Origin of the sequence: Microcystis sp. T1-4 (assembly GCF_000297435.1) — a bacterium.
Lineage (GTDB): Bacteria > Cyanobacteriota > Cyanobacteriia > Cyanobacteriales > Microcystaceae > Microcystis.
In genome coordinates this window covers 1-8,929 of the sequence record NZ_CAIP01000030.1, presented here as the reverse complement: position 1 = coordinate 8,929, position 8,929 = coordinate 1, and the positions used below count along the sequence as shown (strand labels likewise).

Genomic DNA, 8,929 nt, shown 5'->3' with positions numbered 1-8,929 from the left:
CTCCCGTACCTTTTTCCCCAACACGGCACGGATGAGAATATTGGCATCCAGAACGATTCTTTTCGTCATGGCAGAAAGCCTAACGCTCGCCTTCGCGGAGTTGACGGAATTCGCGAACGAGCGCATCTTCAGAAAGTCCCTGTTCGCGTAAAAGCGCATCCAACGTCTCGGCGGCGCGTTTTAACCCGTCGATCTCCGCTTCCGATGGCTCCGGTCGTGCCGGCAAGAAATAGCCCACCGTCTGACCCTGGCAAGTGACGGCGATGGGAGTAGTAGAACTCAAATATTTGGCGAGATGATCCCGGAATTCTCCCATTCCGATTTTTTCTTGCATAGACTATTGCTTTTCCCGCTTGTGTACTGTTGTGTAGATAATTTTAGCAGAAAAATCTGTAGGCCGGGTGCAACCCAAAAGCCAGCTTCTTGGAGACGTTCAAAGGTTACTCTTGAACTACTCTCAACGGAATTGAGAGTAGTTCACTTCATCAGCTACAGCAGAAGCTTTTTTTCTTGAGGAAGCTGAAGAAAAGTTGTTAAGACAGTTTCTTCAAGATTAGCCATTTGTTTAATTTTCTTCCAGTGTAGATATAGATATTTATATTATAACCAACCATCACCTAATATAGCCCAAATTTACTGAGTAGATAAAAACAAACTTGAGTCAACGTGAAAAAACTGTCCTAACTTTACAGCTTGTTTTTCTGTTATTATTTGTTGACCAATAAGAATATCAGAAACTATGGTTTTTGAACCTAGTATATCTGATAAATCTTTTTCTTGTAAGTTGTTAGCTTCCATGAGTTCCCAGAGTATTGAATGGGGTTCTGATTTTTCAAGGGGATAATGATCTTGTTCGTATTTTTCGATTAAAGTCAAGAGTAAATTTAACAAAGTGGTTTCTTCTAGACTGCGATTTTCTCGATGAGATAAGGCCTCAGCTAGGTTAATAGCCTGTTCGTTTTCTGCATCGTTTTCTATCACTTTTGGTAGATACTCGGCTAGTAACCTTCCGTAGGTATCACGGTTTAAAGTAAGGGTCATTTTTCCACTCATATTTCTGTTACCCAAAACAAAAAGATAACTACTCTATTTCAATTTTTACAGTTTATTTTAAATAAATCAAGAGATTTAACCCCGGAATCGTGCGCGAGAGAGTCCAGATAAGGAGAGTGATATAAAAGATGCCGATACCCCATTGATACCAAACTAAAAAAGAAATAATAGCGGGTAATTCTCGATCGCGAACTCGCCAATCATTAAAGCCTAATTTTAGCAAATTATTGAGACTTAAATCGTAATAATTTAACCAATTCCAACGCTTTTGCCAAGGAATAGGAGTATAACGCTCGCGAAAGAGGGGAAATTCGGGAACTACGGGTAAACGGGTGATTAATAAGCGTAATTGTCGCATACTACCATCTTGCAGGAAATAGGAACTATCCATTAAATCGTGATAGCGTCCCCGACGATAAAGTTCGATAATTAAAATTAGGGGTAAGGGGACAAGAATTAGGGCAATAGCTGTTAAAGTTAGTAGGGGACGACTGGCAGATTGCAGGATATTAAACACACCAGAAAGGGTGAGAATAATATAGCTAGTTACCATACAAAAGATTTCATAACGACTAGGAATTACTGGTTTAGGAGTGAGACGACGCACGCGATCAATTAACCAAAATAAACAGCCAAAATAGGCAAAAATTATGATTCCTGTCCCAAAAACTAAACTAAAATTTGTACCATCTTGACTTAAGAGTAATAGTAAAGCAAGGAAAGAAGTATGCAGAAAATCAGCTACCCAAGTGAGGTTAATTAGGCGAATAACTGAGATATTATTCAGTTTTTGTTTTAACTGTTGTAATCGCAATTTTTCGGTTTTGTATTCAATTTGATTAGCATCGGCAATTTGTTCTAGGGAGCGAAAATTACGAACCAAATTTCTTAAAACTGTCTCATTTCCTGTTAAAGTTGGTAAATAAATTGCTTGACCAATTACTCCTCTATCTCCTAGGATTTTCGCTTTATCGGAATCAAAAGCTAATCCTGATACACTCAAATAACTATTGTTAGTAAAAGTGGAATTACTAAAATCTACCTGATCTAAAAGTTTCACATCTTGAAAACTAACCACACCATTAAAATAACTAGACCGGAAAGCGCCCGATTTTTCAAAAGTGGCATTTCTAAAGGTTAATAAACTTAAAAATCTACTCTTAGAAAATAGCGGACGATCTCGCCATTGACTTTGGGAAAAATTGGCCTCTTTTTCCCAGAAAGTACGGGTAAAATCTGCGAGTTTATCGTATTTAGTTTGATCAAAATAAGCTTCGGCAGTAAAATGACTGCGATGGAAGTTAGTAATACTTTTAAAATGGGCCGTGCGAAAGATGGCTTTATTTAAAAATTGACTTTGACTAAAATTTACATCTCCCATAAAATTGGCTTTGGTAAATTTTGCCACCCTAGCAAAACGCGATTCTACCCAATTACTTTCACGACTAAATTTTGCTGCCATTGCTTCGACAATTTGCAGAAAAAAAGTCTTAGAAAAGTCCACTTCTCCCATAAATACCGTTCCCTGCAACTTCACCGGTCCACGAAATACTGTGACATTAAAAACCGGTTCATCGCTATCGAATAAAAAATTTTCGTCCTGTTGTAATAACTGTTCTTCCGTGGGTGATAACAAGGTAGCAAGGGCCACTTTTGTTAAAGGAGTCGGTAAACCCAGACGGGAAGCGATAAAATTGCCTTGAATTAAGGAATTACTAAAATCTAAACCTAGGGGTTGTTTAGCGCGATTAATTTGACCTTGAATCTGTTGATAAAATTGTTCTTGCAGTTCCTTATTTTCATCGCGGATATCGATAACTAAATTGGCTAAATCGATAGTAGTCATCCCTTCTTTAAGGACGGGTGCGCTTAAACGTTCCTGCAATAAAGTTACTGTTAAAGGAACCCTATCCATTACTGCCAAACTAGGGAGAGAATGTAAACAGAAAAACAGAAAAACAATGATTAGTAACCAGCAGCCTTTCAACAACGCACCCACGACAGTTATTTTCCTAAACAAGCTTGGATAGCCATTTCTAAATCCTCTTGGTTTAAATCGGTGATAACAAAGACTTCCTGAACACTTTTTCCTGTCCTCGCAATCAGCTTAAAACCACCACGAATCGGCACTGATATCCGCAATTGTAACCGCGGACAATGACCTTTTGAGCGAGAAAGTACCCCCGGGGTGACAGTGGTGATTCCCTGATAAGTAATTAACTTTTCTAATACCGCAATCAACCCCGGTATATGAGTAGAATGATTCCAAACTAAGCGACCATTATTCATAATTATGCGGCCTCTAGGGGAGCCATGGTTAATCCTTCCCGTCGCAATTGTTGGTGATAAAGTTCCGCTTGTTCTTGAGGACCTGTCCAGACAATTGCCTGTCCTTGGTAGTGAACTTGATTAGTTAATTCCCAAGCTTGATCGGTGGTCATATCCGGGATATATTTAATTAAACAATTGGCCACATGATCGAAGGTGTTAAAGTCATCGTTGAGAACAATAACTTTATAGTTGGGATAAGTCTTTTTCACCCCTTGGGTGGACTTATCTAAGGTGGTACTGGGTGCGCTGGCCATAAAAGTTACAATAGGTCAAAGTTTTTGCGGTTAAATTCGAGCATTTTGACAACAATTAAGCGGCAAAAGCCACAGAATTATTATTCAAAACTTGGTGATAGTAATTTAATAACTGTTTGGTGGCCGCTTGCCATGCCCATTTTTCCGCTTCTAGACGCGCATTCCGTCGTAATTCCTCTCTTTCTGCCTTGGCGGTTAGTAATCTTTGGGTGGCACTAATTAAACCTTTTTCATCCCTAGGATCGAAGAGATGACCATTAACTCCATCGGTGACAATATCGGGAATTCCCCCCGAATTTGCTGCCACTACCGGACAACCGGCAGCCATGGATTCTAAGAGTACCAAACCGAGGGTTTCTGTGCGTGAGGGAAAAAGAAAAGCATCTGCGGAAGCAAAAGCGGAGGCTAATTCTAACCCCTGTAAATAACCGACAAAATGGGTATTTGTGTCGGCAAAATGACTTGTTAAAGCTTCCCGATGGGGACCATCTCCCACAATGGCAAATCTTGCTTCGGGAATCGCTTCTAAGACTGGTTTAATGCGATCGATTTCTTTTTCGGCCGACACTCGACCAACGTATAATAAGAGAGGACTATCGGGGTTATTTTGGGATAATTTCAGTCTCATGGCCGGGGATTTTAAATGAGGTTGAAATAATTCCGTATCGACTCCCCTTTGCCAAAGCTCGACCTTTTCAATGCCACGACTAGATAATTCTTGCACCATAGCGGTGGAAGTGCAGAGATTTAAACTTGCTTGATTGTGGGCCAGTTTTAATAATTCCCAGAGTAATCCTTCTAGGGAACCTAATCCATAGTGTTGTAGGTATTGGGGGAGATGGGTATGATAGGAAGCGACGAGGGGAATGTTCATAGTTTTGGCAAAATAAATGCCTCCCACCCCTAAAATAGCCGGGTTAACCACATGAATAATATCAGGTTTAAACCTCTCTAAAGCTTGACCGACGGAAGGCCGGGGGAAAGCCATTTTTAATTCCGGATATAGGGGTAAGGGAATCCCTGTAACTCCATGAATTTTAGCACCTTTGTACTCCTTTAAACCGCCATCGGGAGAGAAAACTAATACCTGATGACCTAATCTTTGTAGGTGTTCCACGGTATGTTTAAGACGGGTGACAATGCCATCGATTTTCGGTAAGAAAGTTTCTGTAAAAAGAGCAATTCGCATAGAGAAAACAAGGTTAAGTAATAATTAAGGACAAGCTTTTTTTGAGATAGCTAGGAATAATTACTGAATTTCTCAAGGCAATTAACTCCCCAATTAATCATAGATCAGAAAGGCCAAAGGTTTTAATCACTCGATCGCTACCTTCGATAACCACCGTCGCTCGATAATTATCGCCGATTGCCGCTGTCCATAATTGCCATTCCCCCGCCACATTGTCTAATTTTAAGGGATTGAGGCCCACTTCCACTCGATCGAGTCCCCCGCTAATTCCCGTTCCCAGTGCCTTTAAATAAGCCTCTTTTGCCGTCCATAACTGAAAAAATAGCTTTTCCTTCTCTGCGGACTTTTCAACAAGCTCGTGTTCCCTAGCACAAAAAAACCTTTTTGTCAAGCTATCTAAATCTTTCACCTCGCGCATTTTCTCTAAATCTACCCCGATGCGAGCGGTTAAAGTCAAGCCACAGATGGCCATCTCCTCGGAATGGGAGAGATTAAACTGCAATTGGTAGTTAATACTCGGTTTTCCCCGTTCGCTGTAGATAAACTCGATTTTTTCGGGACTTATCGCCAAATATGACCCTAAAATCTCCCGTAAACAACCCCTCGCCACCAAAAAACGCCGCTTGTGTTGGGGAAAATGGTAACGATTAGCTCTAATTATTTCATCTTCCGAGAGCAAAGAAGCCAGTTTTTCTAGTCTATCCCCAGAGGGATCGAGACTGATAAAATAGAGATGAACCTCATCGGTAGATATAAACATTAAACTCAGAAGCGATCAAATAATTAATTATCGGTAAATTTTACCGTAAAATGAGAATTGCCGACTCAAGAATTTATCCACCTTCTAACTCTTGACTTTGCAGCACACCTATGAACTTTTTTCATACTGAAGACCATCTCCAACAGTTCGGTACAGATATTTTAGAAACAACTTGGCGAGCATTTCCCCAATTAGCTCAAGAACAAATTGCCCTAACTTGGATAGTATATGATCCTCCCGTTGTCGTCAACACGGGGGGAGCAATTTCTCACGAAGAATTCTGGAAATATTCACCCCGCGGATTTAGTTATCGCGGACAAGAAAGAACCTATCCTGCCAGTTTAGTGAAATTATTTTATTTAGTAGCAATTCATGAGTGGTTAGAGGGGGGAATGATTCCCGAAAGCACGGAATTAAATCGCGCCATTCGTGACATGATTGTTGACTCTAGTAATGATGCTGCCAGTTTAGTTGTAGATCTGGTTACGGGAACCACTAGCGGTCCAGAAATTGCCGCCAGTCCCTTTGAAACTTGGAAGCAACAACGCAACATAGTTAATCGTTATTTTCAATCCCTAAATTGGCCGGAATTAGCGACAATTAACGTTAATCAAAAAACTTGGTCTGACGGTCCCTATGGACGTGAACGCGCTTTTTTAGGGGAATTAATGGAGAATCGCAATATGTTAACTAGCAATGCAGTGGTGCGTTTAATTCATACTATTATCGGGGGGATTGCGGTTTCTTCCCAACGTTCCCAGATGATGATGTCTTTACTAAAACGAAGTCTTAATCCTGCTGATTGGACAAGTCAAGGAGATGAGACACAAATTTTAGGATTTTTGGGACAGGGATTACCAGAAAATAGTCAAATTTGGTCAAAAGCTGGTTGGACAAGTCAAGTACGTCACGATGCAGCCTATATTGAAATTCCCCATCATACTCCCTATCTCTTGGTGGTATTTACCGAGGGAAAAGATAACAGTCAAAATCGCTCAATTTTACCTTTTATTTCCCAGAAAGTAGCCGAGAAAATTATGCAGCTCCATTAATTTAACCTGTGGGTAGGATGGTTTTCTCTGTCATTGTCAAAAGTGCTAGATAAACATCCTACTGCCATAGATATGTATATGTAAATTTACTCATGTGCATCTCAATATACAGCTTTTCTGGGATAGATTGGGTTTGTTCTTGCAGCTGAAATACTTGATTAAGTTTACTCTTTGCTTTACCTTGACGGGAAGGGCTGTCATCATTTAAACTAACAATAAGTTATTTTTAAGTATTTCCTCAAATATGTGACTTTCAATCCTCGCCATTGTCATAACGAAAGGGAAGTGGAGAGTAAACTAATTGTTCAGTATTTACTCCCCAAACTAGGCTACAATGCCGAACATTGGTATCAACAAGTTAGCTTCGGTAAAGTCCGCTTAGATTTCCTTGTTTCCGCTCAAAAACCTATCAATAAAAGGCAGTTTTTTGCCTCTCACTGTCTAATTATCGAGGCTAAAAACCCCAGAGAAAAGCTCATCAATCATCGTCACCGTTTAGGCTATTATCTCAACTACTTTAAAGTGCAGTGGGGATTATTAACCAACGGTGATGAGATTCAACTTTATCGAAGAAAACCCGATAAAATTTATTTAGTTTTTAGATGTTCTGGGTTAGAAATTGCCTCTCACTTAGAACAGTTAAAATCTCTGATTGGCTACGAAACTTTATCCCTGGGTATTCCACCGCTTAATTCTCCAACAATCAACAACAAAAATCCCATGAAAACCATCGCAATTTATCATCATAAAGGTGGTGTTGGTAAAACCACCGTCGCTACCAATCTAGCGGCAGCCTTGAGTAAAAAAGGCAAGCGAGTATTATTGATTGATATTGATGCTCAAGCTAATAGTACCTTTGCCGTTGGTTTAATTAAGTTTCAATTCGATGATGACGATGATTTAAAAGATAAAAATGTCTTTCATTTACTAGATAACAGTAACCGCATTTTTATTGAGAATATTGTCAGAAAGTCTCAAGGATTCAATCATCCAGAAATTGATGTTATTCCCTCTCACATATCTTTAATTGCTAACCAAGCTAAAATTAAAGATAATGCGGCGGTATTTGCTAGATTGGCCAGAAAATTAGAGAAAGTAAAGGATCAATATGATATTGTAATTATTGATGCACCTCCCGCACTTGATTTATATGCACGCATTGCTTTAATTGCAGCTGATTATCTGATAATTCCTTCAGATCTTAAACCATTTTCTAATCAAGGATTAGATAGCGTTAAAAACTTTGTTCAAGAAGAAATCAATGAAAGTCGTGGAGATTTGGGTAAACCAACCCTACAAATTTTAGGCGTTTTACCTTCCAAAATTTCCACCCATGCTCAATACTTAAGATTTAATTTTCCCAAACAAAAACAAGTGATTCCAGACAAATATAATTTACCCTTGATGGAATCAACTATCTCGGAAAGAATGCCTTTATCTCGCTGTATAAATCAATACGTTACCGTGGGAGATTTAGAAATTCCTGCTCCCCAATCTATAATTGATTATGCTGAACATAAAAGCGATGCGGGAGTATCAGCATCAGAATTTGAAGCCTTAGCAATCGAAGTTTTAGCGAAAATAGGAGTTAAATAAATGTGTAAATTTTTACGAGTCGATATTACTGATATTAATCCTTCTGTTCCCAGAGAAACCTTCTCTGAAACTGAATTAGAAAATTTAGCCAATCTTATTATTGAAATGGGTGGACTTATTCGCCCTGTTATTCTCAAAAAAGCTGATAATAAAAAAGTTGATGAACGTTATAATATTATCAGTGGAGATTTAGAATATTATGCTTCTGTCATCGCTAATCAGAAAGTTCCTGACATCGAGATGATTAACGCTTTTGTAGTTGATAAAGAAGCGGAGAATATCGCTTTACAGCAAATCCAGTTATTATCTCCTTCTCCTAGGTTAATTACCACGCCTGAAAAAACAGATAATCCTCTAGAATTGAGGATGAGTAATCTTGAAAAACGATTAGAAACCCAGTTACAAGCAATCCGAGAGGAGTACCAAAAAGAAATCAAAAGACTGGAAGAAAAAATTATTATTTCTCCTCCTCCTCCTGCTTCTCCTCCTTCTAAATCGATTTTAGAGCTTTTGAATAGCTGTGACGCTAATCAACTTAAAAAAGGGAGAATTCCACCTGCATCTGTTAATGACTTTCTGAAAAAACGTTCAGAAAAGCCCTTTGATTCTTTGGAAGATGTCCTAAATCGCCCGGTGTCAGGAGTTAAAGAGAAAAGATTAATTAAGCTTATAGATTATTTGTTAATTTCTAATT

Annotated in this window: 10 protein-coding genes; 3 read left to right on the top strand and 7 right to left on the bottom strand. The window is 39.0% G+C overall.

Features of this window, described 5'->3' with window-relative positions; genetic code table 11:
* Nucleotides 1-79: 79 nt before the first annotated feature.
* From MICAI_RS01630 to MICAI_RS01600, 7 genes are all read right to left on the bottom strand, one after another.
* Nucleotides 80-334, bottom strand: a complete 255-nt coding sequence (locus MICAI_RS01630; protein ID WP_008196889.1) for a hypothetical protein — start codon at nt 332-334, stop codon at nt 80-82.
* Between the two features lie 299 nt (nt 335-633).
* Nucleotides 634-1,053, bottom strand: a complete 420-nt coding sequence (locus tag MICAI_RS01625) for a helix-turn-helix domain-containing protein (RefSeq protein WP_002782657.1) — start codon at nt 1,051-1,053, stop codon at nt 634-636.
* 52 nt (nt 1,054-1,105) lie between these two features.
* Nucleotides 1,106-3,052 carry a pentapeptide repeat-containing protein gene (locus MICAI_RS01620; protein WP_008196886.1) on the bottom strand — a complete coding sequence of 649 codons (1,947 nt, stop codon included), beginning with the start codon at nt 3,050-3,052 and terminating at the stop codon, nt 1,106-1,108.
* A 5-nt stretch (nt 3,053-3,057) separates the two neighbouring features.
* On the bottom strand, nt 3,058-3,342 hold the full coding sequence (locus MICAI_RS01615) for a DUF2103 domain-containing protein (RefSeq protein ID WP_002732155.1): 285 nt from the start codon (nt 3,340-3,342) through the stop codon (nt 3,058-3,060).
* A 2-nt stretch (nt 3,343-3,344) separates the two neighbouring features.
* Nucleotides 3,345-3,638 carry an ATP-dependent Clp protease adapter ClpS gene (gene clpS / locus MICAI_RS01610; protein WP_008196870.1) on the bottom strand — a complete coding sequence of 98 codons (294 nt, stop codon included), beginning with the start codon at nt 3,636-3,638 and terminating at the stop codon, nt 3,345-3,347.
* Between the two features lie 55 nt (nt 3,639-3,693).
* Nucleotides 3,694-4,827 (bottom strand): glycosyltransferase family 4 protein, encoded by a 1,134-nt coding sequence (locus MICAI_RS01605; RefSeq protein ID WP_008196868.1) that lies wholly within the window; start codon nt 4,825-4,827, stop codon nt 3,694-3,696.
* 97 nt (nt 4,828-4,924) lie between these two features.
* On the bottom strand, nt 4,925-5,587 hold the full coding sequence (locus tag MICAI_RS01600; RefSeq protein WP_008196866.1) for a 4'-phosphopantetheinyl transferase family protein: 663 nt from the start codon (nt 5,585-5,587) through the stop codon (nt 4,925-4,927).
* Nucleotides 5,588-5,697: 110 nt separating this feature from the next.
* Here MICAI_RS01600 and MICAI_RS01595 point away from each other — a divergent pair, with 110 nt between their 5' ends.
* The 3 genes from MICAI_RS01595 to MICAI_RS01585 form a co-directional block, all read left to right on the top strand.
* Nucleotides 5,698-6,639 (top strand): serine hydrolase, encoded by a 942-nt coding sequence (locus MICAI_RS01595; RefSeq protein ID WP_008196865.1) that lies wholly within the window; start codon nt 5,698-5,700, stop codon nt 6,637-6,639.
* Nucleotides 6,640-6,885: 246 nt separating this feature from the next.
* Nucleotides 6,886-8,235, top strand: a complete 1,350-nt coding sequence (locus tag MICAI_RS01590) for an AAA family ATPase (RefSeq protein ID WP_008196863.1) — start codon at nt 6,886-6,888, stop codon at nt 8,233-8,235.
* A partial coding sequence (locus MICAI_RS01585; protein ID WP_039899419.1) for a ParB N-terminal domain-containing protein occupies nt 8,236-8,929 on the top strand: 694 nt, incomplete at its 3' end. It abuts the gene before it with no gap.

Excerpts from the sequence above, each read along its gene's own strand:
- MICAI_RS01630 (WP_008196889.1), bottom strand. The coding sequence starts at position 334 with ATGCAAGAAAAAATCGGAATGGGAGAATTCCGGGATCATCTCGCCAAA.
- MICAI_RS01625 (WP_002782657.1), bottom strand. The coding sequence starts at position 1,053 with ATGAGTGGAAAAATGACCCTTACTTTAAACCGTGATACCTACGGAAGG.
- MICAI_RS01615 (WP_002732155.1), bottom strand. The coding sequence starts at position 3,342 with ATGAATAATGGTCGCTTAGTTTGGAATCATTCTACTCATATACCGGGG.
- clpS (WP_008196870.1), bottom strand. The coding sequence starts at position 3,638 with ATGGCCAGCGCACCCAGTACCACCTTAGATAAGTCCACCCAAGGGGTG.
- MICAI_RS01605 (WP_008196868.1), bottom strand. The coding sequence starts at position 4,827 with ATGCGAATTGCTCTTTTTACAGAAACTTTCTTACCGAAAATCGATGGC.
- MICAI_RS01600 (WP_008196866.1), bottom strand. The coding sequence starts at position 5,587 with ATGTTTATATCTACCGATGAGGTTCATCTCTATTTTATCAGTCTCGAT.
- MICAI_RS01595 (WP_008196865.1), top strand. The coding sequence starts at position 5,698 with ATGAACTTTTTTCATACTGAAGACCATCTCCAACAGTTCGGTACAGAT.